The following is a 25,163-nucleotide window of genomic DNA, read 5'->3' on the forward strand; positions in this document are numbered from 1 at the left end:
GTGACGGATGGATTTCCCCTCGTACCTGGGCACGATGCCGATGCACGCGATCACGGAGATCCACGGCGAGCCCGGCCTGCTGGAACGCTTCCGGCTGGAGATCGGCGCATTCGACGCCAACGCGCGACGGCGCCTGACCGAGGCCCTCGACCTCGCCGCCGACCTGCACCGCGACGACCGGCGGGTGCGCGAACCGTACCTGAACCACCTGCTGCGGGTGGCCATCCGCCTGATGCACCACTACCAGGTCCGCGACGTCGACGTGATCGTCGCGGGTCTGCTGCACGATGCCGTGGAGGACCATCCGGCCGACCTGGCCGGCGAGGTCGGCGACGGTGTCGATCCGGTCCCGGCTGCCCTCGCCGTGCTGGCCGACCGGTTCGGTCACCGGGTCGCCCGGCTGGTCGCGGCGGTCACCAACCCGACCTGGGACCCGGACCGGGACCGCCACGTCCAGTACCGGGAGCACGTCGCGGCCAGCCTGGACCGGGACCCGTGGGCGCGGGTCATCAAGATCTCCGACTTCACCGACAACGGCGTCGGAGTGATCCACACGACCGGGCCAAAGGTGCTCTCGTCGGCCCGCAAGTACCGCCCGCTGGTCCCGATCCTGCGGGAACTGATCGCCCGGCCCGACACGCCGCTCGCGCCCGCCGTCAAGGAGCACATCTTCGCCCAGCTCGACCTCGCCGAGGAGCGCTTCCGGGCGATCCTGGACGACCCCGCCCACACCCACTGACCGCCGACCGGGTTTCCGGCGGCGGGCCGCCTCCCACCCGGTCCGGGCCCGCGTCCGCTCAGCTCGGGACGTCGCGGCGACGGAAGCCGGTCGCACCGGCGGCGAGCAGCAGCACCGCCACCCCGGTGAGCACGGCCAGCGGCAGCACGGCGAACCGGGCCGCCGGCAGGGCCGGCACGTGCGTGTACGGGGAGAGGTCCAGCACCGCCTGCGGCAGGTCCAGCACCGCCCCGAGCTGCCCGAACAGCAGGAACACGATCAGCGTCGCCCAGGACAGGCCCGTCGCCGCGCGGGGCACCAGCCCGAAGAACAGCACCACCACCCCGGCCAGCACCAGCAGTGCCGGCACCCGGACCAGGGCCGCCCCGGTCAGCTCACCGACCCGGCCGAGCGGGTCACCGGCGACGGTGGCGTACCCGAGTCCGGTGGTCACCCCGGCCAGGAGCATCAGGCCGGTGGCGCCGAGCACGGCGGTGGACAGGTGCCCGGCCAGCCAGCGTCGCCGGCTGACGGCGGCGGCGAGCGCCACCTCCAGGGTCCCGTCGGACTCCTCGGCACGGGTCCGCAGCACGGCCTGCACGACGTACGCGCCGATCGTCAACGCGAAGATGCCGATCATCGCGGTCAGGTACGCGTCGACCAGGTTCGCCCCACCACCGATTTGGCTGATCGCCTCGGCCGCCGCCGCGTTCTCGCCGACCATGTTCTCGACCTCGTCGGCGGCGAGCCCCATGCCGAAGCCGAGCACCGCGACACCGACCGCCCAGCCGAGCAGGGCCGCGCGCTGCAACCGCCACGCCAGACCGACCGGGCTGAGCAGGGCCCGGGGCGCCCGCGCCGGCCCACGCCGGCTGGCGAGCAGACCGGCCCCGAGGTCCCGCCGGTTCGTCAGCAGGTACGCCGCCACGGCCGCCGCGACCAGCAGCGCCACGGGCAGTACGAGCACCCACCACCGCTCGCCGCCGTACGGGCGGACCTGGGTCGCCCAGCCGAGCGGGGAGAGCCAGGCGGGCCAGGCGCTGACCACGCGCTGCCCGTCCGGGGTGGCGTCGCCGAACACGTCACCGGCGGCACGGAGCACGAACGCCACCCCGACCGTCGCCGCGGCCAGGGCGTTCGCGCCCCGGGAGGTGCCGGAGAGCTGGGCGGTCACCGCGGCGACCGCCGCGAAGGAGACCCCGACGGTGGCGATCGCGGCGGCGGTGGCGACCGATCCGCCGGCCGGCAGGTCCGCGCCCACCAGGGCGACGGCGACCAGCGCGGCGGTGAGCAGGTTGGCCACGACGGTGACCAGCAGGGCGGCGGTGAGTGGGGCGTACCGGCCGAGCACGGAGGCGCCGAGCAGTTCGGCCCGCCCGGTCTCCTCGTTCTGCCGGGTGTGCCGGACCACGGTGAAGGTGCTCAGCAGCGCGGTGAGCACGGCGAGGGTCAGGTACGACTCGGCGAAGACCACCGAGCCCATGCTCGGTCCGGCGACCGGGCCGTTGAACGCGCGGGCGACCAGACTGGCCGCCGCGGTGGTGGCGTACGTGATCCGGTCCCGTTCCCCGGCGTAGAGGCCGGCGACGCTGGCGGCCAGCGCGGCGGTCAGCAGCGGTGTGCCGAGCACCCAGAGCGCCAGCCGGACCCGGTCGCGGCGCAGCACCAACCGGACCAGGCGGCCGGTGCCGGTGAGGGCGCTCACCGCTGCCCCGCCGGCACGGTCGCGGCCGGGGTGATCCGGTCGCCGTAGTGGGCCAGGAACAGCTCCTCCAGGGTGGGCGGGGCGCTGGTCAGCGACCGCACACCGAACCGGACCAGGTGACCGAGCAGCTCGTCCAGGTGGGCGGGGTCGACCTCCAGCTGGAGCCGGTCGTCGACCTGGCCGACGAGCTGGGTGCCGGCGAGGCGGTCCAGCCCGGTCACCGGGCGCACGGTCTCGACGGTGACCGACAGGCGGGTGAGGTGGCGCAGCTCGGCGAGGGTGCCGGACTCGACGGTGCGTCCCTCCCGGATGATGCTGACCCGGTCGCAGAGCGCCTCGACCTCGGCGAGCACGTGACTGGAGAGCAGCACGGTGCCACCGTCCTGCCTGATCCGCCGGACCTCGTCCTGGAACACCGCCTCCATCAGCGGGTCCAGGCCCGAGGTCGGCTCGTCCAGCACGTACAGCTCGACGTCGGCGGCGAAGGCCGCGACGATGGCCACCTTCTGCCGGTTGCCCTTGGAGTAGGTGCGGCACTTCTTCGTCGGGTCGAGGTCGAACCGCTGGAGCAGCTCGTCGCGGCGCCGCCGGTCGAGCCCGCCGCGCAGGGCCCCGAGCAGGTCGATCGCCTCACCACCGGAGAGGTTCGGCCAGAGGTTGACGTCACCGGGGACGTACGCGAGGCGGCGGTGCAGCGCCACCGCGTCGCGCCACGGATCGCCGCCGAGCAGGCGCACCTCCCCGGAGTCCCAGCGCAGCAGTCCGAGCAGGACGCGGATGGTGGTGGACTTGCCGGAGCCGTTCGGGCCGAGGAAGCCGTGCACCTCCCCCGCCTCGACGCGCAGGTCGAGCCCGTCCAGGGCCCGGGTGCGGCCGAAGGTCTTGACCAGGTCGTTGACCGAGATGACGGCCATGACGTCTCCTGTCGCTCAGAGCCGAACAGTGCACACTGTACTGACCGACGGTCAGCGTATCCATCCGCCACCACCCCGCATCGGTCAGCCCCCGCTAGGCTGGCGACCGTGGCGGACGAGGATCCGGGCGACACCCGGGGCAGGATTCTGCGCACCGCACTGGACCTCTTCTCCGCGCGCGGCTACCAACGCACCTCGCTGCGCGAGATCGCCGAGCGGCTACGGCTGACCAAGGCGGCCATCCTCTACCACTTCCCCACGAAGGAGGACCTGCTCGCGGCCCTGGTCGAGCCGCTGCTGACCGACCTGGAGGCACTGCTGGCGGCGGCCGGCGGCCTGCCGCCGGAGCGGGGCCGGTGGGCCCTGCTCGAGGGGTTCGTGGACACCATGCTCGCGCACCGCCGGCCGCTGGGCATGCTCTTCCACGACATGGCACTTGTCGCCCGTGGTCCCACGTACCAACGACTGGTGCAGTTCGCGCTGCGGGCGAACGAGATCGTCGCCGGGCCGCACGGCGACCGGCGGGACCGGATCCGGGCCAGCCAGGCGATCGCCATGTGCTCCGACCCGGTGGTCTTCTTCCTCGACGTCCCCCCGGACGTGCTGCGCGCGGACATGCTCGACGGGGTGCACCGGCTGCTGGACGGCCCGCCCGCCCCCGAGGTGCCGACCGGCCCCCGCCGGCCGGGCCGGCCCCGGGCGATGAGCAGCGGTCAGATCGCCACCGCCCGGCGGATGCACGCGGCCGGCAGACACTCGGTCGAGGAGATCGCCGCCGCCCTGGGCGTCTCCCGGGCCACCGTCTACCGACACCTGGGCGACGAATAGTGAGTCGCTTTGTGCGACACTTCTGAGACGGTTATGAGACGCTGAGGCCCGGCATCGGTTCCACCGTGTAGTGGACGGTCTGCGCGACGATCCAACCGTCCTCGACGAGGAAGGAGTCGGCACCGTCGAGGACCTGGAAGCCGGCGGCCTCGGCGGTCCACTCCAGGAAACCGACCCGCCCCTCCACCAGCACGTTCGTGTACGTGTAGCGGGCGTCCGGCAGTTCCTCCCCCAGCCACCGGGCCAGGGTGCGGGCACCGTCGCGCCCCCGGAACACGCCCCGCCGCTCCAGGACCACGCAGTCCGGCGCGACGTTGCGCTCGATGTCCTCGGCGAACCGCCCCTCGGCGGCGAGGCGCAGGTGGTCGTCGAGTACCTCACGCGCGGTGCGCGCCCGGAGATCCACGGTCATGCCCCCATCATCGCGGCTCGCCCCGGCCGGCAGGGCGGTTTTCGACGCGCGGCGCACGACCAGGTGCGGTCGGAGCGGCAACGGGTACCCGGGCCGGGTGAAGCCGGATCACGACGCCGTGGACGTCGAGGAGCCGCTCGCCGCGCACGTACCCGCGGCAGCGCACGACGCCAGCGGTGAGCAGGTGCCGACCCGTGACCTCACCGGGCTGGCCCCACCCGCCCGGCCGGCCCGGCGCTGGACGCCCCGCCGGGTGGTCGTCACCCCCGCCGCGGTCGACCATCCGCACGGGCACCGGATCGTCGACCGGATCGAGGGACTCGGCATCGAGGTCGAGCGGTTACGCGCCAACCGACTGGTCGGTGTGCGTGGCGAGACCGAGCGGGAGACGTACGCGCGGGCGAAATCGACCCTGGCCATCGTGGTCAGCCCGCCGTCGCGGCGGGCGTTGCAGTCGATCGCGCCGAGTGCGGACTGGCGGGCGGACCTGGCCGAGGGCTGCCCGGCGCACTGCCAGTACTGCTATCTCGCCGGCTCCCTCTCCGGCCCCCCGGTGACCCGGGTCTACGCCGATCTCGACGACATCCTCGCCGGACTGGCCGACTACGTGGGCCGGGGAACGGTGACCAGTCGCAGCACCGACCGGGCCGGTGAGGGCACGACGTTCGAGGCGTCCTGCTACACCGACCCACTCGCGCTGGAGCATCTCACCGGCAGTTGGCGCCGGGCGGTGGAGCACTTCGGAGCCTGGGACGCGCCCGTGCAGTTGCGCTGGACCACGAAATACGCCGACGTGGACACGTTCGTGGGTCTGCCGCACGCCCGGCGCACGCGGGTGCGGTTCAGCGTCAACGCCGCGCCGATCAGCGACCGGCTGGAAGGCGGCACCGCGACCGTGCCGGAGCGGCTCGACGCTCTGCGCAGGCTGGCGCTCGACGGCTACCCGGTCGGGCTGACCATCGCCCCGATCATGCCCGCCCCGGACTGGCGGGAGCACTACGGCGTGCTGCTCGACCGGGTCCGGGCGGCCGTGGCCGGGGTCGACCGGCTGGACCTCACCGCTGAGCTGATCACGCACCGGTTCACGCCCGGCAGCAAGGAGGTGCTGCTCGGCTGGTATCCCCGCACCCGTCTGGAGATGGACGAGCAGTCCCGCCGCCGCAAGTTCGGCCGGTTCGGCGCGGTGAAGTACGTGTACCAGCCCGACACGATAACCGAGCTGCGCACCTGGTTCGAGCGGGAACTGGCCGCCAGGGTGCCCGCCGCCCGGATGCTCTACTGGACCTGATCCGCCCTCGATGCACTCCGCGACGGCCGTCGACACGTCGGCAATCCCGTGTCCGGCCGATCACCCCCGGCGTCGTGACGTCCTCAGCGGACCCCGCCGACCCGCGTGCCGTTCGGTGGGACGGGCAACGCGGGGCCACCGCGATCGGCGGCCCCGCGTCCGGACGGGTGGATCAGGCGGTGGCGCGCAGCGGAGCGAGCGCCTTGCTCCAGGCGACGACCTCGTCGAGGAGGGTGTTCACCGCGGGGAGGTTGTAGTCGCCGGGCTTGAAGACGCTGAAGTTCTCGAACTCGGTCATCAGCGAGAGCACGACCTGCTGGCGGACGTCGGCCATCTTGAGTTCACCGGCGATCAGCCGCAGGTGCTCGACGGCGCGGGCACCGCCGGCCGAGCCGTAGGAGACGAAGCCGACGGCCTTGTTGTTCCACTCGGCGAAGAGGTAGTCGATGGCGTTCTTCAGCACGCCGGAGGTGCTGTGGTTGTACTCCGGCGTGACGATCACGAAGCCGTCGAACGAGGCGATCTTGGCAGCCCACCGACGGGTGTGCTCCTTCTGGTACTGCCCGAACGACGCCGGGATCGCCTCGTCCAGGTGCGGCAGCGGGTAGTCGGCCAGGTCGACCAGCTCGAACTCGGCGTCGTCACGGCGCGCGGCGATGTCGAACACCCACTTGGCGACCTGCTCGCCGTTGCGGCCGGGACGGGTGCTGCCAATGATGATCCCGATGCGGGTCATGAGGAAGTCTCCTGCACACTCGGAGCGGCCGGGCGAACCGACCTCGTATTTGCCGCGTCAAGCAAACAGGGTGGTACTTGCTTTGTCAAGCAAGTAGGGTGGCGAACGTGACCCCCGACGAGTTGCCCCGGCAGGGCCCGCTGACCGCCGACGAGGAGGCCTTCCTCCGCGCCTTCGCGCGGACGATCATCACCGTCCCCCGGGCCTTCGACGCGGACCTGCTACGGGAGCAGGGCATGTCGATGAGCGAGTACACCGTGCTCCGCCTCCTCTCCGAGGCACCCGACCGGCGGCTGCGGATGAACGACCTGGCCACCGCCGGCGCACTGTCCCTCAGCGGGACGAGCCGGATCGTCGACCGCCTCGAAGCGCAGAGCCTGGTCCGCCGGCAACGCTGCCCGAGCGACCGGCGCGGCTACCACGCCGTGCTCACCGACGCCGGCTTCGACCGGCTGCGCCAGGCCTGGCCCGTCCATCTGGCGAGCGTACGGCGGCACGTCTTCGACCACCTGCCCACGGCGGACCTGGCCGCGTTCACCGCCGCGCTGGAGCGCTTCGCCACCGACGTACCGTGCCCGGAGACGCCGGTCGGCACCGACCCGACCGACCCGAGCCAGCCGGGTCACACGCCGTAGAAGCCCCGGTACCGCCGGATCAGCCGCCACTGGAGCACCACCGCCGCCACGGTCAGCAGGATCATCACCAGGGTCGCCGCCGACGCGTAGCCGTACCGGAGGTACTCGAAGGCGTTGCGGTAGACGAAGAGCGACAGGTAGGTGGTGGCGTACGGGGGCGGGCCACCGTCGGTCACCACGAACGCGGGGACGAAGGAGAACTGGAGGCTGCCGATCGCGTCCCGGATCAGCAGCAGCGCCAGCACCGGGGTCATCAGCGGAAGCGTGATCCGGCGGAACACGTCCCAGCCGGTGGCGTCCTCGATGGCCGCCATCTCGTAGACGTCGGCGGGTAGCGCCCGGCGGGCGGCGAGCAGCACCACGAAGGTCTCCCCGATGGTGAACAGGCTCATCAGGATGATCGCCGCCCGCGCGTCGGTCGGATCAGTGAGCCACTGCGGCGGGGTCCGCCCGAGCACGGTCAACCCGTTCTCCCCGCCGAGCCGGAGCACCTGGTTGATCGGACCGTAGAGCGGGTTGAGCAGCCAGAGCCAGAGCAGCCCGTACGCGATCTCCGGCACCGCCGTGGGCAGCACCGCCGCGGTACGGGCCGAGCCGACGGCCGGGCCGCGCCGGTGCAGCAGCAGCGCCAGGCCCAGCGCCAGCAGCAGCCGCAGCGGCACCGCCACCAGGGCGAACACCAGGGAGTTGAGCAGTGACACCCGGAACACCGGGTCGCCGACCAGCTCGGTGACGTTGTCCCAGCCGACGAAGCGCGGCGCGCGCAGCAGGTCGTACTCGGTGAACGCGAGAACCAGGGTGACCGCGGCCGGCAGCAGCACCAGACCGACCAGGCCGACCAGGTACGGCGCCAGCATCAGCCGCAGCTGCCGGCGGGAACGGGTGTCCGGGGTCACGCCGGGTCGACCCGCTGGCCGGAGGCGGCGTCGAAGACGTGCACGTCCGACCAGCGCACGGTGACCCGGACGGCCGAGCCGGGCGCGGGCCGCCGGGCCGCCGGGACCCGGGCGACCACCGGATGCCCACCCGGCAGGGTCAGGTACGCGTAGGCGTCCTCGCCGACCACCTCGACCCGGTCGGTCACCGCCGGGCCGCCGTCACCGTCCGACGCCGGGTCGGTCAGGGTGACCGCCTCCGGCCGGAAGCCGAGTTGCCGACCGGTCGCCGGCAGCGGCGGCGCGTCGCCGGCCGGGGTGAGCGCGCCGGCCGGCAGCAGGTTCATCGCCGGAGAGCCGACGAACCGGGCCACGAAGACGCTCGCCGGGCGACGCCAGATCTCGTCCGGGGTGCCCACCTGTTCGACCCGGCCGTCCCGGAGCACGGCGATGCGGTCGGCGAGCACCAGCGCCTCGGTCTGGTCGTGGGTGACGTGCACCATGGTCGCGCCGAGCCGGTCGTGCAGGGCACGCAGCTCGGTACGCATCTCCACCCGCAGCGCCTGGTCGAGGTTGGACAGCGGCTCGTCGAGCAGGAACACGGCCGGTTCCCGGACCAGCGCGCGGGCCAGCGCCACCCGCTGCCGCTCCCCGCCGGAGAGCTGGCCGGGGCGGCGGCCGAGCAGTTCGGCACAGCCGACCGTCTCGGCCGCCGCCCGCGCCCGCTCCCGCGCCGCGGTGCGGGGCACGTCGCGCACCTCCAGGCCGAAGGCGATGTTCTCGGCGACCGTCAGGTGCGGAAAGAGGGCGTACGACTGGAACACCATGGAGACGTCGCGTCGCCCCGGCCGCAGGGCGGTGACGTCCCGTCCGGCGATCAGCACCCGCCCGGCGGTGACCGGTTCCAGGCCGGCGACCACCCGTAGCACGGTGGACTTGCCCGCCCCGGAGGGGCCGAGCACCACCAGCAGTTCCCCGCGCGCGACGTCGAGGTCGACGTCGTGCAGCACCTCGGTGCCCCGGTACGCGGCCGAGACGCCGGCCAGGGCGAGACCCGCCGCGCTCACCCCTGCTCGCCCCGGGCGAAGATCGGCCGGGTCTCGGTGTCGAGCTGGCGGATCACGTCGTCGAGGCGGTCCCCGCGGAACATGGCGTTCTCCAGGATGCCGTAGCTGACGTCCTCGATCTCCGGCCAGGTGGAGACGGTCGGCAGGGCCCGGACCGTGGGGATGGCGTCCAGGAAGACCTTCGCGTTACGGGGCGGCTGCGTCGGGTCGAGGAACGCCGTCGAGTTGGCCACCTCGACGTGCGAGGGGACGGTCCGTCCGGTCGCCGCGATGATCCGCTGCCCCTCCTCGGCGATGGCGAACTCCAGGAAGCGCCACGCGGCGGCCTTGTTCTTCGCGCCGGTCGGCATGCAGTACGCGTCGGAGTGCAGCACCCCCACCGGCTGCCGGTAGACCGGCAGCGGGGCGACGTCCCACTCGAAGCCGGTGACGGTACGGAAGTTCGTGGTGGCCCGCCGGGAGGTCATCAGCATGGCCAGCCGGCCGTTGGCGAAGCGGGACTCGTCGTCCTCGGCCTCCACCTCCTCGTCGGTGGGGGTCACCCCGTACGCCTGGCGCAGGTCGACCAGGTTCTTCAGCGCCTCCCGGGCGGCCGGGCCGTCCAGGGTCAGCCGGGTCGGCTTCGCCGGGTCGTCGACGATCTCACCGCCCGCCGACCAGACGAACGGGGCGAGCCGGATGATCGACGGTTCGACGCCGAGCCCGTGCACCACCGGCCGGAGTGCCGCGCCCTCGCTCTCGGTTCCCTTGATCACCGCGCCGTTGGCGGCGCGGGTCATCATCGTGGCGGTCTGCACCATGTCGTTCCAGGTCCAACCCGCCTTCGGCTCGGGCACGCCGTACTTCGCGAACAGCGTCCGGTTGTAGTAGACGGCCAGGCTGGAGACGTTCTGCGGCAGGCAGAGCTGCTTGCCGTTCCACGTGAAGGCGTCCATCGCCACCGGGTAGTAGTCGGCCCGGTCGAGCTCCTGCGAGCCGGCGATCCGGTCGTCGAGCGGTTCGATCACGCCCTTGGCGGCGAACTGGCCGTAGAAGCGGTAGTTCATCAGGAACAGGTCCGGCGGCGCGCCCCCGGCGACCGAGGTGGCCAGCCGGGCCAGCAGGTCCTTGCGGTCGCTGGCCTCGACGAGCTGCACCCGCGAGCCGGGCCGCGCCTTCTCGTACGCCGTGATCAGGGTGCGGTAGGCGGCGAGTTCCTCCGGCGCGCCGAAGACCAGCAACCGCACCGGCCCGCCGTCGGACGAGCCGGAGCCGGCACCGCAGCCGGTGGCGAGCAGCAGGGTGGACAGCAGCAGCGCGAGCAGCGCCTTCGGTCGCATCATCGTCCGTTCCGATCGGGGGTGTGCAGGAAGCGCCGCTGGGCGAGGACGAACACCACCAGCGCCGGCACCGTGGCGACGACCGCGCCGGCCAGGAACACCGGGAAGTTCGTCGGGTCCAGCACCGACAGCGAGCGCAGCGCCAGCGGCAGGGTGAACAGGTCCCGGTCGTAGACGTAGACCAGCGGATCGAGGAAGTTGGACCAGGTGAGCACAAAGGTCAACGCGGTCAGGCCGGCGGTCACCGGGCGGACCATCGGCAGGGCCATCCGCCACCACGTCCGCACCGGGCTCAGGTCCTCCACCAGGCAGGCGTCGTACAACTCCGCCGGTAGCGCCCGGAACGCCAGATAGTAGACCAGGACGTAGAGCGGGGAGGTGCCGACCAGCGCCGGGGCGACCAGCGGGACCAGGGTGTCGGTCAGCCCGAGCACCCGGAAGATCGCGAAGCGCGGCACCAGCAGCGCGGTGGCCGGCACCATCAGCGCCACCAGGGAGGCCGCGACCACGGTGCCGGTGGTACGCGGGGCGAGGCGGGCCATCGCGAACCCGGCCAGCGAGGCGACCAGCACGCTCAGCGGCACGGCGACCACCGCGACCAGGACCGAGTTGAGCGATGCCCGCAGCAGCCCACCCAGCGCGACGGCCTGCTCGTAGCCGACCGTGGCGAGCGGATCCGGCACCAGCTGGGGCGTCGGCGCCGGGGGCAGGCCGGGCTGGGTCAGCGAGCCGGAGACCAGCAGCACCAGCGGGGGCACGAAGACCAGGAGGACGAAGGCCGCGCCGAGGGTATGCCAGACGCGCAGCGCCCCCTCGGGCAGCGGTGCGGGGCCGCGTCCGCGACCCCGCACCCGGTTGTTGCCACTGATGATCGTCTACCGCCTAGCGGAGGGTGAGCTGCCAGGCGCCGAGCCCGTGCGAGGCGGCGTAGAGGATCCGCTTGCCGGGTACGACGGTCAGCCCGGCGACCTCCACGTTCGGCATACCGGCGGCGGCGGAGACCCAACTGGTGGAGCCGCTGGCCAGCCGCAGCACACCGAAGTCGGTGGACGCGTACAGGTCGCCGGTCACGTCGTCGCGCACCAGGTCGGTGGCCGGCTGGTCGCCGAAGTCGTACGACCGGTCGGCCCAGGTGGCTCCGGCACCGGCGACGGTCACCTCGAACAGGTGCCCCGGGGTGGTCGGGGTGTTCGAGCCGAAGCCGCTGTAGGAGATCCACATGCGACTCGGGTTGGCCGGGTCGACGTGGATGCTGGTGACGAAGCGGTTCGGGGTGTTCGCCGTGTCGATCCGGGTCCAGGTCACCGCTGACGCCGGCTCGGCGTCCACGTTGTGGCTGACGAAGACCCGACCGGTGCTGGTGGCCGCGTACGCGGTCGACGTGTCGGTCGCGACCCGCTCGATCGCCGAGACCGCGCCGCCGACCCGGTCACCCCAGGCGGCGTCGGTGAGCCGGGTGGTGCCCAGCTCCACCCAGTCACCGCACTGGGCCTCGTACGTGCCGGTCCAGGTGTTGCAGATCCGGTTCGCCTCCTCGACGCTCCGGTCGCCCAGGCCGAAGGTCTTGGTGCGGTAGACCGTGCGGCCGGTGCCGGCGAACATGGTGCCGCTGACCTTCGGGTCACTGATGTGCGGGGCGTAGAAGAGCGTGCCCGGGTGGCCGAAGATCGGGTCGGAGACCGAGATCCAGCTGCCGACGTCCCCGCCCGCGAAGTTCACCTCGGGGCTGGCGTCGTAGAAGGTGTGGAAGCGGAACTCGGGCTTGCCGACGTCGAAGCCGGAGGCGCCGCCGTCACCGATCATGGTGTTGACCCAGGTGTTGCGCTGGCCCTTGTTCTCCCAGGTGCCGTTGTCCTGGGTGCCGCCCTGCAACAGGGTGTGGTCGTGCGGGCTCACCGAGAGGCCGATGTACTGCAACGTCGTCATGCCCTTGTTGATCCCCTCCAGCTTGGCCGGGATCCGGGAGAGCATCTGCTTGCAGCGGGCCTTCTGGGCGTCGGTGACCAGACCACGGTCCGGGTTGTCGCACCACGCCGAGCGGTCCACGAACTGGCCGTCGGAGCGGACCATGCCGCCGTCGCCGGCCTCGAAGAACTGGTACGGGTTGCGCGGGTTGGTGACGAGCGCGTGCTGGTCGGGGTGCATGCCGTTCGGGTGCACCTCGTCGGTGCCGTCGAAGGTCATGTCGGTGCCGCTGACCCCGGCGTCGGTGGAGAGCACCACCGCGCGCTTGTTGGCCACGGTCTCGCCGTAGACGTACGACCCGCCGGTGTAGACGATGTCCGGGTGGCCCTTCGGGGTGTGCACGAACACGTCGTACCAGCACTGGCCGGTGCACTGGTTGTAGGTGGCGAAGCCCGGGTCGGCCGGGTTGGAGCTGGTCAGGTCGGTGAAGGTCGGGGACGCGCCGGCCACGTCGTCGCTGCGGGACAGCCGCGAGTACGGGTTGCCGATGTTGCCCTCGTAGACGTACATCCGGGTCTTGCCGTTCGGCAGCGCGGTGACGTCGATCGCGGCGCGGGTCTGGAAGACCGCCCGGTTCAGCGACTCCTTGATCTGCGTCCAGGTGGCACCGCCGTCCGGCGAACGCCAGACCCCCCGGGCGTACGAGGAGGCGTAGACGACCTGCGGGTCACGCGGGTCGAGCTTGACGTAGCGGACCCCGCGCGGCGAGCAGGCGGTGGTGTTGCCGTACTCGGCGGCGCTGCCGGAGCACTCGGTGGCGTCGGCCGAGCCGTTGTGCAGGAACGTCCACCGCCGACCGCCGTCGGTGGACTTGTAGAGGCCCCACTTCGCGGCGTCCGGCACCGGGCGGGTGCCGCCGGTGCAGCAGGAGCCGGACATGCCGCGCAGCGCGGTGGTGGTGGCGACGTAGAGGGTCTTCGGGTCGCCCGGCTTGATGGTGATCTCGCCGATCCCCTTGCCCGCGAGGGAGTCCTTGCCGAGCGGCCCCTGCCAGGTCAGGCCACCGTTGGTGGACTTGTACAGGCCGACGCCCGCGACGCAGCCGGAGGCGCAGGTGTTCGCCTCGCCGGTGCCGACGTAGACGGTCAGGCCGGTCGGGTCGTTGCGGTCGATGACGACCGCGCCGGCGGCGTTGATGCCGAGCGGGCCGCCGAGGTAGATCCAGTTGGGCTGCGGGGCGAGGACGTTCAGCGTGCCCCACACCCCGCCGCCGGCCGGGGTGGCGTAGGCGCGGCACAGCAGCGGCTTGCAGTCCGGGGCGATGTCCATCGAGGTGACCCGACCGCCGGCGACGTACTCGTTCGGCACGTAGTTCGACGAGTTGCGGAACTCGGTGAACGGGTAGAGCGCCTCGCTGGGGCCGATGTTCGTCCACCGGTTGGTCGTGCCGCCGCGCGCCGTCGCGGTGCGCCGCTCGGCCTTGGCGTACGCGTCCCGCGACCGGTCCATCTGGGCGACGGTGATGCCGGTCGCCGGGTAGGCCCGTTCCAGGAACTCCTGCTGGGCGGCGTACCCCGGGCCTTCGGGGGCCATGCCGGTGTTGCCCGGCACGGACTGGTGCAGTCGCTGGAGGTGGGCGCCCAGCCGGCCGGGCATCTCCCCGCCGCCGGGGGCGGCGACGGGTGCGACCTCGGCACCCGCCAGGTGGATGCCCGCGGCGCCGGTCGTGGCCACCAGGGCCGCGACCGCGAGTCCTACGAACAGGTGGCGACGTCTGCGCTTCACGAGGGGTCCCTCCTGCCGCCCCAGTGCGGTGCCGGACTGGCGAACGTCACTGGCAGCGTCCGGTGTGGAGGATCCCAGAGGGCATCTCGGCAGACAATCCCCCGCCCCGGTGGCCCCGGCTCGGCGGATCGTCGGCGCTGGCCGCTCCGCCGCAGGTGGGAGCAGGTGCCGCCACCCGGGGTACGGGCGCCTCAGGCCAAACCGTTATGAAAACTATCCCCGAATCGCGGTCGTCGACGAACTGGCCGACGGACTCGGCGGGCCGGAGACCGGCCCGGGGCAGGCCGACGCCTCCTCTGTCGGCCTGCCCCGGGGGCTCGCGGGAAACCGGATGCGGCATCACTTCCCGTCGACGACGGTAATGCTCTTTCCGGTCCACGAATGAATCGTTCCGATAACGCCGTGATTGGTTGTCAGGCATTCGCAACGATTCGATATCGCCGCCGATCCCCGCACAATCACCACGCGATTTCGTTGTCAGCCGAATGGTCGAACGTCGCGGGACGACCGGCGTACGACCGGCGGCGGCACCATCGGTCGGCACGTCCGGTGGTTTCCGCGCCACAGCGGCGGGAACAGCCGACGAGGACGACATCGGGAGTGACGACCGGCGCAGACGGCGGCTGGCACGGTCCGCGTCGTCGGACGACCGGTCGACGTTTGCGCCGCGACGGCGCGGGCAGGAGTGCGGCATGAGCACCGACAAGCGCGCGGACCGCGCGGCCACCGACGAATTGGACGGCACCACCGCTCACGAGGCGTCGCTCCGGCCGCCGGGCGACTCGTTGCGGAGCACCGACGACACCGGGGACGACCTGGACAGCGGGCCGGTGCCCGGTGAGGGCCGACCGGCGACCACGACCAGCCGGGCCGGCTACGACGTCGACGACGTCTCCGGCAGCGCCGACCCGGCCCGGTACGAGTAGACCGGCCCCGTCGGCCGGGGCGGATCAGCCCGACCGGCTGCCCGACCGGGCCTCGGTCATGCCCCGGTTGGCCAGCGCGTCGGCCCGCTCGTTCTCCGGGTGCCCGCTGTGGCCCTTCACCCAGTGCCAGGTCACCTCGTGCCGGCCGCAGGCGGCCTCCAGCCGCTGCCACAGGTCGGCGTTCTTCACCGGCTGCCGGGCGGCGGTGAGCCACCCGTTGCGTTTCCAGGAGGCGAGCCAGCCGGTGATGCCGTTGCGCACGTAGGTGCTGTCGGTGTGGATCCGTACGGTGACCGGGCGGGTGAGGCTCTCCAGGGCCTGGATGGCGGCCATCAGCTCCATCCGGTTGTTGGTCGTCGCGGTCGACTCACCACCACTGATCTCCCGTTCGTGGGCACCGTAGCGCAGCACCGCGCCCCACCCACCCGGTCCCGGGTTCCCGCTGCACGCCCCGTCGGTCCAGATCTCCACGACCCGGCCGGTCGTCGCCCCGCCCGGGTCGACCGTCGTCTCCACCATGCCCGGCAACCTACCGTCCGGTCCGACGCCCGGTGTCCGGCACGGCGGACCGCTCGGACAGAATGGCCCGGTGGGCGGGCGCGGGACGGCACGGAAGACGACGGACACCTCGGCGTGCCCGTGCGGCACGGGGCGCGACTACGGCGGGTGCTGCGGGCCGCTGCACCGCGCCGAGACCAGCGCGGCGACGGCCGAGGCGCTCATGCGGTCCCGGTTCTCCGCCTTCGTCGTCGGCGACGTCGACCACCTGCTGCGCAGCTGGCATCCGCGGACCCGGCCGGCGGGGCTGACCCTCGACCCCCGGCTGCGGTGGACCCGGCTCGAGGTGCTCGCCACGGAACGGGGCGGCCTCTTCGACACCACCGGAACGGTGGAGTTCCGGGCCCACTACCGGGACCGTGGGCGCCCCGGCGCGCTGCACGAACGCAGCCGGTTCCACCGCGAGGACGGGGAGTGGGTCTACCTCGACGGGCTGACCGACGACGAGTGACCCCGGCACCGGGCGGGCGGTGGCCCGCCCTCGGCGGGCGGGGCCGGCCCGCACGGCGGCGGGGCCGCTACCCGGTCGCCGGGTCGGGCACACCCCCCGGCCGACGCCCGTCGCCCCGGCCGGGGACGAGCCGGATGGTCTCCCCCGGCGTCCGGGTCACGGCGGCGGACGCGTCGGCGATCCGGCGGGACGCCTGGGCCTCGCCGTCGGCGGCGGTCACCCGCGCCCGCCGCTCCCGTTCCGCCTCGGCCTGGCGGCACAGGGACCGCGCCAACGACTCGGGCAGGATCACGTCCCGCACCTCCACCCGCTCGACGAGCACGCCCCAGGGGTGCCCGGTCGACGCGTCGACGGCGGCGCTCAGCGCGGCGTTGACCCGCTCCCGGTCACCGATGACGGTGTCGAGTTCCGCTCCGCCGAGCACCGACCGCAGCGCGGTCTGCGTCACCTGGAGCAGGGCCGACGGGTAGTCCCGCACGTGGACCAGCGCCTTCACCGGGTCGACCACCCGGTGCCGGACGACCACGTCGACGGTGAGCGGCACGTTGTCCCGGGTGATCGCGCTCTGCGCGAGAACCTGCGTCACCACGGTCTGCACGTTCACCCGCACCATCCGGTCGGCGACCGGCACGATCAGGTGCAGGCCGGGCTGACGGACGCGGTCCCGCACCCGACCGAACCGGAAGACCACGCCACGCTGGTGCTGCTGGACCACCCGGACGCTCGCCACCAGCAGGACCGTCACCAGGACGGCGACGGTCAGGCCGACGACGACGGCTTCCATGTACCCCTCCGGTTCCGGCAGGCCCGCTCCCGGGCCGCCGGTTACCCGTTGCGCCGCCGGCCACTCCTGCGGCTCCGCCCCGCGCCGGTCAGCGACGGCGGACTCACCTGGTCCGAGGGCGGAAGAGCCTCTCCACACGCCGCCCTTCGTGGCCAGCACGGTCGCACGAGTACGCATCGTCAAATGCGGCATCATGACGTATCGCCGCCACAGTGGACCCGCACTGCGGCGGAACTCCGCCGACCCCACGCCCGGCAGCACCGCCCGCCACCTGGCCTGACCCCACCCGACCCGAAGGGCTTCCCCATGGGAACCGACATCCACGCCTACGCCGAGACCCGCACCAACGGCGCCTGGACCTACGCCGGAGATGACGCCTTCCCCGACAACGAACGCCCCAAAGGCCGGCACTGCCCTTTCGACCGTGTCCACAGCTACCGCCTTTTCGGGTTTCTGGCCGACGTCCGGAACTACTCCGAAGCGCCGGTCATCGCCGGGCCGCGCGGCCTGCCCGCCGACGTGTCACCGGAACTGCAAGCCAAGAGCGACGACTGGGACGTCGACGGGCACACCCACAGCTGGCTGACTCTGGCCGAGCTGTTGGCGTTCGACTACGACCAGACGTTCACCGACCAGTGGAACGACGGTGACGGTAACCCGCAGGTGACGACGGTTCGGGACTTTCTCGGCGACTGGTACTTCACCCGGCTCGACCTGCTGGGCAAGCTGGGCGCACCGGAGAATGTGCGCATCGTGTTCTGGTTCGACAACTGACTGGAAAGCCCCTGTCGCGCCGTGGACCGTGCCGGCCTGGCCCGTGTCATCGAGGTCGGGTTGGAGGAGTACGCGGCGGAGAGAGCCGCCGGCCGGGTGGCCGACCCTGAGCAGGATCCATCGTTGGCTGCGGCGTTGAGGCACGCCACCGCCCCTTGGCGTCGTGCACGAGGCTCCTCAACAGATGGGACAGACTGCGGGTGGGGAGGACCAGAACCGGGAGGTCGTGGATCTGCGCCCCCACTCAGGTCGGTGATTCGGCTCGCAGCACCCATGGTGCGCGTGGGGTTTAGCGTCGGCTGAGTTGGTGAACCATCAGGTCGACGTCGACGAAAGGGGTCCCCGTGCCCAGCGCCTCCCACCATCACCCGAGCCGACAGGCCGCCCTGCCGGACGACGTGACCGACCCGCTGCTGTGGCGACTCGGCTTCGACGTGGCGCGCGCCCACCAGCTCGACGCGTCCGGCCGGTGTGGGAACCTCGGCTGCCCCGACGAGCCCGGACCGTGCCCGGCCCTGCGGCACGCGGACCGGGCGATGCGCCTGGCCCGGCAGGACGGCCCGGCCACCGACCGGTCCGGGGAGTTCACGACGGTCGCCCCGGACGACGGCTCCTCCGAGGACGTACGCCTACCCCGGCGGCTGCCGGGATCGGGACTGCGGGCGGCCTGAGCCCCACCGGTCAGCGCAGCGGGCCGTCCGGGCCGGACGGCGCCGTGACGGCGACCCTCGGCGCCCCGTCACCCCGTCCCGCCAGTCGGTGACCCGACCGGTCCGGCCCGAACAGATCCCTGGCCGCGCCGGCCGGTCCCAGACGCCCATGACGACACGCATCCCCCCAGCAATCCCGAAGTGGTGGCACCCACCGGTCGCGTAGGTACGACCGGGTACTGGCGCTGTCGGCAGGTCGGCAATATTCTCCATTGCGCGCGAGGGTTGTGGAGTTCCTTTACATCCGTCGTGCCGTCGCCGGCTGGCCGAGGGAGAAGCCATGATCTTCGACAACCCAGAACTGGATCGCCGTACCCTGCTCCGGGCCGGCCTCGGCGCGGCGGCGGTCGCGGTGGTCGGGAGCGAGCTCGCGCTGCCGTCGGCCGCGCGGGCCGAGCCGGGCGACGACCTGGACTGGATCCTCGGCTGCGACGAGTGGGGAGCCCGGCCACCCCGGGACCCGCTGGCGGTCAGCGCCATCCCCACCAACAAGATCATCGTTCACCACATGGCGTTCCCGAACACCACGGACTACTCGCAGGAGCAGGCCATCCGGCTGGCCAAGCGCTGCCAGGACCTGCACATGGACGGCAACGGCTGGTCCGACACCGGCCAGCACTTCACCGTCAGCCGGGGCGGGTACGTCCTGGAGGGACGGCGGGGCAGCCTGGACACCCTCCGGGCCGGCGAGCGACAGATGATCTCCGCGCACTGCCCCGGCGAGAACGGCCGCTCCATCGGCATCGAGAACGAGGGCACCTACGTCACCGAGACGCCCCCGCAGGCGCTGCTCGACTCCCTGGTCAAGCTCTGCACCACGATCTGCCAGCGGTACGGGCTGCACGCCCACGACATCTTCGGCCACTGGGACTTCCGCGCCACCCTCTGCCCCGGGGCGATGTTCTACCGGGAGTTCCCCACCCTCCGGCGACGGGTCTTCGCGGCGCTCGGCACCGACCTGGCCGACGTGCCGGCCCGGCGGTGGCCGGACATCTGGCGCTTCGTCGGCGGGCCGGTGGTCCGGGTCGCCCAGTACCTGCTCGCGTTCCGGGGCTATCCGGTCGGCGTCAGCGGCGCCTTCGACGCCGCCACGGTGGCCGCCGTGCAGGACTGGCAGGCACGCAACGGCATCCCGGTCGACGTCGACGCCACCCTCACCGGCCCGACGTGGGAGACCCTCGCCCCGGAACTGGACCGGGACGCGACCGGCATGCCGATCAGCGCGGTGCAGTACATCCTCAACGTCAAGGGGTACGCCGACGTCACGATCACCGGCGAGTACGACTGGGTGACCAAGCAGGCGCTCCAGGACCTCCAGCGACTGCACGGCCTGCCCGACCACGGCAAGGTCGACACCAGCACCTGGTGCGCGGTCGTCGGCGGCGTCGTCCGCCAGTCGTTCCGGCAGGACTGACCCGCCGGTCCCGTTCGACCGACCTCGACCGGCGTGCCCGGTCCGGGTCGGCCTCGATCCTGCCGGGCGGATCCGGAGCGCACGCCTGGCGGTGGGGGAACGCCCGGCGGTGGACGGGACGCAGACGTCCGCCGCCGGGCACGCACCACGGCCCGGGGTGCCACCGCACGCATCCGGACGCGGACGTATCGTCACGACATGACGTACACGGTGGACGGTCCATGGTGGACCCGGCTGCCGGCGTACCGGGTCAGCCAGCTGGCCGGAGCGGACCCGCAACTGGTCGACCTCGCCCTGGACCCGCTGCCCGTCGACGCCCCGGCGGTGGTGCGGTTCACGCCGGTGACCGGGTTGTCCGCCGCCGCCCAGGTGGCGACGCTGCTCGACGCGGCCGACCGGGCCGCCGTCGCGCTGTTCCCCCGGTGGCTGCCCGGAGCCGACCGGCTCGACGGCTCCGGCGTGCTCGGCACCGCGGCGGTGCGCGCCCTGGCCGCCGGGGTGGCCGCGCGGTCCCCCGGCTTCGGCCCGTTCCTGGCCGACCTGGCCGAGCGCGCCGTCGACGGCGGGACGACCGACCGACGACCCGCCGCCGGCACCCGCTTCCCGGCGGAGGTGCGAGCCGCCGGACTCGTGCGGGTCCTCGCCGACGCCTACCACCGTCGGTCGGTCGTCCTGCTGGTCCGGGTGCCCGACCGGCTCACCCCCGCCGACGAGCACGCCCTCACCGCCGCCGCCGAGTGGTTCGTCCAGCACGGCCGGTGCGCGGTCTGGCTGGCCGGGGCGGAACTGCGCGCGGTGGACCGGGTCCGCACGGTGCGGATCACCCTGCCCGGAGCGCTGACCCGGCTCGCCGCCGAGCCCGTCGACCCGCCGACGGACCCGACCGCCGGGTGCCCGCCGGACCGACCCGCGCCGACCGACGCGGAGCCGCCGTCGGCGCCCACGCTGCGGGTGCCGCCGATGTCCGGCCTGCCGCGCGCCGACAGCGCCGCCGAACAGGCCCTGGAGCGGGCCCTCGCCCGCCACCGCTGGGCGTACGGACGCCGGTGGAACCACACCCTGACCTGGCACACCCTGGCCCGGCCGTACCGCCTCGACCTGTTCTGGCCGGTGGAGGGACTGGTGGTGGAGGTGGACGGTCCGGAGCACCGGGAGCGGCTGCGCTACGCCGACGACCGGCACCGGGACGCCCAACTGCAACTGCTCGGGTACGACGTGCTGCGGTTCACCAACGACCAGGTGCTCTCCGACGTGGACGCCGTGCTGGGCACCATCCGGGACCTGCTGGCCGGACGACGCCCGGCCACCGTGCGAGACGAGGAGACGAGGCACCATGCCGACCGCTGACGCCCTGCCCCAGCTGACGCCGAACCAGATCAACGCGCTGGTCGTGCTGATGGCCGAGGCGCGCGAGCTGACCAACACGGAGCTGCGGGACCTGGCCGGCTTCGCGCTCACCGGCGCGGACAACGCCAAGCTGGTGAAGCTCGGGCTGGTCAGCACCGACCGGACGCAGCGGCCCTTCTCCCACGAGCTGACCGAGCACGGTTGGCACGTCGCCCGGCGGCTGCACACCGCCCGTCCGCCCCGGCAGAGCGGCTCGGCCACCCGGTCGCTGCTCACCGTCCTGACCAACCTCGACCGGGGACTGGAGCGGCTGCGGGTCAGCCAGGCCGACTTCTTCCGGCAGGACGCCTCCGGCGCGGATGCCGACTCCCCTACCGGGGACGACGACACCACCGCCGTCCCCGCGACGAGCGGCACCACGACCCCGAACGGCACCGCCGCCCCGACGGCTGCGGCCGACGAGCCCACTACGGTCGAATCCGCCACCGGTGACGCGCAGGCCCTGGTGCGGACGGCGTACCGGGAGCTGGCGGTCACCCCGGGGGCGTGGGTCGGCCTGGCCGACCTGCGCGAGCTGCTCGACGAGTACGACCGGGAGGTGGTGGACGCCGCGCTGCGTGCCCTGGTGCGTCACGACGACGTCCGGATCATCCCGTTGGCCAACTCCAAGTCACTGACCCCCCGGGACCGGGCGGCGGCCGTGCTCATCGGGGACGAGGAGAACCACGCGCTGTCGATCGGGCCGGCATGATCGGCGCGACGGAACGGGCCGCCCTGGAGGTGCTGAGCTTCAACCCGGCGGCCACCCCCGACGACGTCTGGCGCCCCTCCCCCTACGACGTGCCGGAGCTGCACGAACGGGTGGTCCGGGAGATCCTGCACGGTGTGGGGCGGGCACGGACCGCCGACGCCGGCCAGCCCCTCGGCGTGGCGATGCAGGGGCGCGCCGGCTCGGGCAAGACCCACCTGCTCGGCGCGGTACGCGACCAGATCCAGCGCCGGGGCGGCTACTTCTTCCTGGTCAGCATGATCAACGGAAGGACGTTCTGGGAGAGCGTCGCGCTCGCCCTGGTGGAGGGGATGGGGCGCGACGCCATCGGCTGGGGCACCCAGCTCACCACCCTCCTGCGCCGACTCACCGCCCAGCTCGGCATCCCCGCCGAGGTGCGGGACGCGGTCGCCGGCCGCCGCCCGGTCACCCGCGCCGACCTGGACACCTTCGTCCGCGCCCTGCGCGGCTACGACCGGGAGGTGGGTCGGGACGCGCAGGACACCGCGCGGGCGCTGGTGCTGCACGGCTCGCTCGACTACGAGGCCCAGGACGTCGGGTACGCCCACCTGATCTCCGAGCCCGGGGACCCTGCCGCCCGGGCGTTCTGGGGACTCGGTGGGGCGGTCCGCTCGCCCCAGCAGATCGTCCAGGACATCTCCCGGCTGACCGCGTTGACCCTGGAGCCCACGGTCATCGCCGTCGACCAGCTCGACACGCTCTTCGCGCAGACCAGCACGTCGATGCTCGACCGGCACGAGGGGCTGGAGGACGCGCACGCCCGGACGGTCGGGCCGGTCGCCGACGGGCTGCTGACCCTGCGCGACGTCACCCGTCGCACCCTGACCGTGCTCTCCTGCCTGCCCGACACCTGGGATCTGCTGACCCGCAGCGCGCCCACCCCGGTCACCGACCGGTTCCGTCTCGCCCTCCTGCCCGACCGCATTCCCAGCCCCGAGATCGGACGGGCACTGGTCGAGAAGCGGTTCACCGCCGCGTTCCGGGAACTGCGCTTCACCCCGCCCCACCCGACCTGGCCGATCGCGCCGGACGCCTTCGCGGACGCGCCGAACCTCACCCCACGGGCCCTGCTGCGCCGGGTCGACCGGCACGTCACGGCCTGCCGGGACCGCGACGAGGTCACCGAGCTGACCCGGCTGATCGACGTGCCGGCGACCGGCCGCACGCCGCAGCCGACCCCCGTCCGGCCCGCCCGGGCCGGGCTGGAACGGCTCGACGAGCGCTTCGCCGAGCTGGTGCGGACGGCCCACGTCGACGACGCGCTGGACCCGACCAGCGAGGACACCCGGATGCCGGAGCTTCTCGGAGCCGGTCTCGCCGCCTGGATCGGCGAGCAGGCGACGACCGGCGCGACGTACCGGCACGACCCGCCGCCGGGGCGGAAGCCGGCGCTGCACGGCCGACTGGTCGAGGTGCTCGACGAGGCCACCGAGAACGAGGCGCACTGGTGTTTCCGCGCGATCGCCAGCCGCAACGCGGTCGCCGTGCTCAGCCGGATCCGGGCCGCCTGCACGTTGGCGGGACTGGACCGGGCGGTGCCGCAGCGGCGACTGGTGCTGCTGCGCAACGGCCCGTGGCCGAGCGGCCGGCGTACCACCGAGGTGCTCGACGCGTTCCACGCCGCCGGCGGCGTCACCCACGCGGTCAGCGGGGCCGACCTGCGAACCCTGGCCGCGCTGCGGACGCTGGCCGCCGAGGGCGACCCGGCGTACCCGGACTGGCTGCTCGCCCGGCGGCCGGCCAGCGGCACCGCGCTGTTCGGGGCGGTGCTGGGCGACCCGGGCGGCGGCCGGACGGACGGGCCGCCCGAGGTCGGGCCGGCGGGGAACGGACACCGCCCGGCCGGACCCGATGCTCCCGCGCCGGCCGCCCCACCGACGGGCAACGGGCAGCCATCGGCAGACAGCGCGGGGGCGAGCACCGACGCCGCCCGCACCGTACGGCTCGGACACACGGTGGACGGTGCCCGTCCGTTCGAGATGGATCTCGCCGCCCTCCGTCGGCACAGCGTGGTCTTCGCCGGCTCCGGATCCGGCAAGACGGTGCTGATCCGCCGCCTGGTCGAGGAGTGCGCCCGGCAGGGGGTCTCGGCGATCGTGCTGGACCCGAACAACGACCTCGCCCGGCTGGGCGACCCCTGGCCGCGCCCACCGGCCGGCTGGCTCCCCGGCGACGAGGAGCGGGCCCGGGACTACCTGGAGCAGACCGAGGTGGTGGTCTGGACGCCCCGGGTCACCGCCGGCCGGCCGCTGAGCTTCCAACCGCTGCCCGACTTCACCCCGCTGCGGGACTCCCCCGACGAGTTCGACCAGGCGATCCGGTCGACGATCGAGGCACTCGCGCCCCGCGCCGGGGTGGCCGGCCCGACGAAGCTCGCCCAGCAGGGCAAGGCGGTGCTGACCGAGGCGTTGCAGGCGTACGCGCGCAGCGGCCTGGTGGGCCTGCCCGGCTTCACCGAGTTCCTCGCCGCCCTGCCCGACGGGGTCAGCCGGATGGCCCGCGCCGACAAGCTGGCCCACGAGGCGGCCGAGACGCTGAAGGCGGCGATGGTGACCGACCCGCTGTTCGGGGGCGCCGGCACCCCGGCCGACCCGGGCACACTGCTCACCCCGTCGGCGGGTCGACGGGCCCGGGTGTCGGTGATCAGCTTCGTCGGCCTAGTCTCGGACCCGCAGCGGCAGAGCTTCGTCAACCAGCTCCAGATGGCGCTGTTCGCCTGGATCCGCCGGCACCCGGCCGGGGACCGGCCGCTGGGCGGGCTGTTCGTGATGGACGAGGCGCAGACCCTCGCCCCGTCGACCGGGCACACACCGTGCACGGCCAGCTCGATCGCGCTCGCCTCGCAGGCCCGCAAGTACGGGTTGGGCCTGGTCTTCGCCACCCAGGCGCCGAAGGGGCTGCACAACCAGATCGCCGGTAACGCGACCACCCAGTTCTTCGGGCTGTTGAACTCCCCCGCGCAGATCGAGGCGGCCCGGGGACTCGCCCACGCCAAGGGCGGCCGGCTGCCGGACATCGGACTGCTCGGCAGTGGTGAGTTCTACGCCGCCGGGGAGGGCTTCTCGTTCGTGAAGGTGCGGACGCCGATGTGCCTGACCCACCATCCGCCCGCACCGCTCACCCCGGAGGAGGTGATCGACCGTTCGCGATGACAGCTCGGCGCACCAGCACGACACTCCGTCGCTGCGTCGTGGCAGCGCGTCTTGACTTACCTTTCCCGAG

At 73.1% G+C, this 25,163-nt stretch carries 23 protein-coding genes; 12 read left to right on the forward strand and 11 right to left on the reverse strand.

Annotation, left to right across the window (positions count from 1 at the left end):
* Positions 1-7 precede the first annotated feature (7 nt).
* Positions 8-739 (forward strand): HD domain-containing protein, encoded by a 732-nt coding sequence (locus IGA62_RS29025; protein ID WP_145817487.1) that lies wholly within the window; start codon positions 8-10, stop codon positions 737-739.
* Positions 740-797: 58 nt separating this feature from the next.
* Here IGA62_RS29025 and IGA62_RS29030 read toward each other — a convergent pair whose 3' ends face one another.
* Both IGA62_RS29030 and IGA62_RS29035 read right to left on the reverse strand, forming a co-directional pair.
* Positions 798-2,423, reverse strand: coding sequence for an ABC transporter permease (locus tag IGA62_RS29030; RefSeq protein ID WP_145817485.1), 1,626 nt, complete (start codon positions 2,421-2,423; stop codon positions 798-800).
* Positions 2,420-3,337 carry an ABC transporter ATP-binding protein gene (locus tag IGA62_RS29035; RefSeq protein ID WP_145817484.1) on the reverse strand — a complete coding sequence of 306 codons (918 nt, stop codon included), beginning with the start codon at positions 3,335-3,337 and terminating at the stop codon, positions 2,420-2,422. Before IGA62_RS29035 ends, IGA62_RS29030 begins: the two co-directional genes overlap by 4 nt.
* Positions 3,338-3,445: 108 nt before the next feature.
* Here IGA62_RS29035 and IGA62_RS29040 point away from each other — a divergent pair, with 108 nt between their 5' ends.
* Positions 3,446-4,165 carry a TetR family transcriptional regulator gene (locus IGA62_RS29040; RefSeq protein ID WP_145817482.1) on the forward strand — a complete coding sequence of 240 codons (720 nt, stop codon included), beginning with the start codon at positions 3,446-3,448 and terminating at the stop codon, positions 4,163-4,165.
* 31 nt (positions 4,166-4,196) lie between these two features.
* Here IGA62_RS29040 and IGA62_RS29045 read toward each other — a convergent pair whose 3' ends face one another.
* Entirely contained in the window at positions 4,197-4,577 is a 381-nt protein-coding gene (locus tag IGA62_RS29045) for a nuclear transport factor 2 family protein (RefSeq protein WP_091461261.1), read from the reverse strand.
* A 97-nt stretch (positions 4,578-4,674) separates the two neighbouring features.
* Here IGA62_RS29045 and IGA62_RS29050 point away from each other — a divergent pair, with 97 nt between their 5' ends.
* Entirely contained in the window at positions 4,675-5,865 is a 1,191-nt protein-coding gene (locus IGA62_RS29050) for a spore photoproduct lyase family protein (protein ID WP_198501148.1), read from the forward strand.
* Positions 5,866-6,037: 172 nt separating this feature from the next.
* Here IGA62_RS29050 and IGA62_RS29055 read toward each other — a convergent pair whose 3' ends face one another.
* Positions 6,038-6,601 (reverse strand): NADPH-dependent FMN reductase, encoded by a 564-nt coding sequence (locus IGA62_RS29055; protein WP_145817480.1) that lies wholly within the window; start codon positions 6,599-6,601, stop codon positions 6,038-6,040.
* 107 nt (positions 6,602-6,708) lie between these two features.
* Here IGA62_RS29055 and IGA62_RS29060 point away from each other — a divergent pair, with 107 nt between their 5' ends.
* Positions 6,709-7,236 carry a MarR family winged helix-turn-helix transcriptional regulator gene (locus IGA62_RS29060; RefSeq protein ID WP_198501149.1) on the forward strand — a complete coding sequence of 176 codons (528 nt, stop codon included), beginning with the start codon at positions 6,709-6,711 and terminating at the stop codon, positions 7,234-7,236.
* Here IGA62_RS29060 and IGA62_RS29065 read toward each other — a convergent pair.
* The 5 genes from IGA62_RS29065 to IGA62_RS29085 are packed head-to-tail and all read right to left on the reverse strand — an operon-like array spanning position 7,224 to position 14,187.
* Positions 7,224-8,093 (reverse strand): carbohydrate ABC transporter permease, encoded by an 870-nt coding sequence (locus IGA62_RS29065; RefSeq protein ID WP_145821929.1) that lies wholly within the window; start codon positions 8,091-8,093, stop codon positions 7,224-7,226. The two genes, IGA62_RS29060 and IGA62_RS29065, sit on opposite strands and share 13 nt — an antisense overlap.
* Positions 8,094-8,128: 35 nt before the next feature.
* Entirely contained in the window at positions 8,129-9,178 is a 1,050-nt protein-coding gene (locus IGA62_RS29070) for an ABC transporter ATP-binding protein (RefSeq protein WP_145817478.1), read from the reverse strand.
* Positions 9,175-10,500 (reverse strand): ABC transporter substrate-binding protein, encoded by a 1,326-nt coding sequence (locus IGA62_RS29075; protein WP_145817476.1) that lies wholly within the window; start codon positions 10,498-10,500, stop codon positions 9,175-9,177. Before IGA62_RS29075 ends, IGA62_RS29070 begins: the two co-directional genes overlap by 4 nt.
* The gene (locus IGA62_RS29080) at positions 10,497-11,348 is read right to left on the reverse strand and encodes a carbohydrate ABC transporter permease (RefSeq protein WP_145817474.1); all 852 of its coding nucleotides are present in this window, start codon (positions 11,346-11,348) and stop codon (positions 10,497-10,499) included. Before IGA62_RS29080 ends, IGA62_RS29075 begins: the two co-directional genes overlap by 4 nt.
* Positions 11,349-11,379: 31 nt before the next feature.
* Positions 11,380-14,187: a beta propeller repeat protein gene (locus IGA62_RS29085; protein WP_145817472.1), complete on the reverse strand. Its 2,808-nt coding sequence runs from the start codon at positions 14,185-14,187 to the stop codon at positions 11,380-11,382.
* A 692-nt stretch (positions 14,188-14,879) separates the two neighbouring features.
* On the opposite strand from IGA62_RS29085, the gene IGA62_RS29090 reads away from it, so the two are divergent.
* Complete coding sequence (locus tag IGA62_RS29090; RefSeq protein ID WP_145817471.1) at positions 14,880-15,113, forward strand: hypothetical protein; 234 nt, start codon at positions 14,880-14,882, stop codon at positions 15,111-15,113.
* A 24-nt stretch (positions 15,114-15,137) separates the two neighbouring features.
* On the opposite strand, the gene rnhA is transcribed toward IGA62_RS29090, so the two are convergent.
* On the reverse strand, positions 15,138-15,632 hold the full coding sequence (gene rnhA, locus IGA62_RS29095; protein WP_145817469.1) for a ribonuclease HI: 495 nt from the start codon (positions 15,630-15,632) through the stop codon (positions 15,138-15,140).
* 70 nt (positions 15,633-15,702) lie between these two features.
* On the opposite strand from rnhA, the gene IGA62_RS29100 reads away from it, so the two are divergent.
* The gene (locus IGA62_RS29100) at positions 15,703-16,122 is read left to right on the forward strand and encodes a YchJ family protein (protein ID WP_145817467.1); all 420 of its coding nucleotides are present in this window, start codon (positions 15,703-15,705) and stop codon (positions 16,120-16,122) included.
* Between the two features lie 67 nt (positions 16,123-16,189).
* Here the strand turns inward: IGA62_RS29100 and IGA62_RS29105 are convergent, their stop codons facing one another.
* Complete coding sequence (locus IGA62_RS29105; protein WP_145817465.1) at positions 16,190-16,906, reverse strand: SPFH domain-containing protein; 717 nt, start codon at positions 16,904-16,906, stop codon at positions 16,190-16,192.
* Positions 16,907-17,212: 306 nt separating this feature from the next.
* Between IGA62_RS29105 and IGA62_RS29110 the strand changes: the two genes are divergently transcribed.
* The 6 genes from IGA62_RS29110 to IGA62_RS29135 all read left to right on the forward strand — a co-directional run bounded on the left by IGA62_RS29110 (position 17,213) and on the right by IGA62_RS29135 (position 25,093).
* On the forward strand, positions 17,213-17,680 hold the full coding sequence (locus IGA62_RS29110) for a hypothetical protein (protein ID WP_145817463.1): 468 nt from the start codon (positions 17,213-17,215) through the stop codon (positions 17,678-17,680).
* 344 nt (positions 17,681-18,024) lie between these two features.
* Entirely contained in the window at positions 18,025-18,351 is a 327-nt protein-coding gene (locus tag IGA62_RS29115; protein ID WP_145817461.1) for a hypothetical protein, read from the forward strand.
* Between the two features lie 319 nt (positions 18,352-18,670).
* Positions 18,671-19,804, forward strand: a complete 1,134-nt coding sequence (locus IGA62_RS29120; RefSeq protein WP_145817459.1) for a peptidoglycan recognition protein family protein — start codon at positions 18,671-18,673, stop codon at positions 19,802-19,804.
* Between the two features lie 198 nt (positions 19,805-20,002).
* Positions 20,003-21,151: a DUF559 domain-containing protein gene (locus tag IGA62_RS29125; protein WP_190289233.1), complete on the forward strand. Its 1,149-nt coding sequence runs from the start codon at positions 20,003-20,005 to the stop codon at positions 21,149-21,151.
* A complete protein-coding gene (locus IGA62_RS29130; RefSeq protein ID WP_145817455.1) occupies positions 21,138-21,902 on the forward strand; it encodes a hypothetical protein in 765 nt (254 codons plus the stop codon). Before IGA62_RS29125 ends, IGA62_RS29130 begins: the two co-directional genes overlap by 14 nt.
* Positions 21,899-25,093: an ATP-binding protein gene (locus IGA62_RS29135; RefSeq protein ID WP_145817453.1), complete on the forward strand. Its 3,195-nt coding sequence runs from the start codon at positions 21,899-21,901 to the stop codon at positions 25,091-25,093. Before IGA62_RS29130 ends, IGA62_RS29135 begins: the two co-directional genes overlap by 4 nt.
* The last annotated feature ends 70 nt before the right edge of the window (positions 25,094-25,163 follow it).

Source organism: Micromonospora sagamiensis (assembly GCF_014680085.1).
In the GTDB taxonomy this organism is placed as follows: Bacteria; Actinomycetota; Actinomycetes; order Mycobacteriales; family Micromonosporaceae; genus Micromonospora; species Micromonospora inyonensis.